At 38.6% G+C, this 765-nt stretch carries 1 protein-coding gene; it reads right to left on the bottom strand.

The window, feature by feature from the left end; translation table 11 throughout:
* Window positions 1-695, bottom strand: a 695-nt coding sequence (locus ACFIO3_RS14550) for an ATP12 family chaperone protein (RefSeq protein WP_375704726.1), incomplete at its 3' end; no start/stop codon positions are given.
* Window positions 696-765: the final 70 nt, after the last annotated feature.

Genomic DNA, 765 nt, shown 5'->3' with positions numbered 1-765 from the left:
CATTGTTCCATCATCCAATCTTCATCTAAATGGGCAATAGACCATGCATGATCAGCATCAATCTTTCCCGCAGCAACCGCAAAAGCAATGAGAGCAGATCCCGTTAAGGTCGTCATCATATGAAGTGCAGCAAGCATATAAGGAGATTCAACTCTACGTAAATAATTACTGACTGCTTGAAGTGCTTCTGGTGATTGTTCCACATGCATTAGCCCTTCTGTCAAATAAAACCGCGCCCCCAATTTTTCTTCTGCCCAATCTAATAAAGGATCCCACTGTTTAGATTGTTTTTGCACCAGCTCTGTAGGTGTTTGTGCACGATAAAAGATCATATCACATGCAACGAAACGCAATAAATCTTCAAAAACCGCCTGCATATCATCAGCGATACCATCAATAACTGTGTTAACCAAACGCGTCATCGGCATTTTTGCAGGATCAACAACGTGCTTTTGGCTCTCAAATTCCTGAGCAACGAATTCAGCAAACACTTGCGTTGGCACATAAAAATGACGCCTTGCGGGCGTTTTAACAGAATGTCCATCTAATAAGAGAGTAAAGCCTCCTTCCTCACAAGCAATTTTTACTTGTTTATAAAATCGTTTTGGTAACGGCTGACATGAAAAATTTTGAGTCTGTTGAACGGAAATCTTTTTATTCAATGGCATATCAAAGTGATCCAAAATCCCACGCATATTGTTTACCTCTGATCTTTTTAAGAAAGAGACTATTTTTTCTAAGTTTTATATATTTTAATAAGATTTA

The sequence above is a fragment of the Bartonella sp. AD328YNZD genome, from assembly GCF_042196425.1.
Note: the sequence above shows the minus strand (reverse complement) of the source record. Positions and strands in the feature narration are given on the sequence as shown.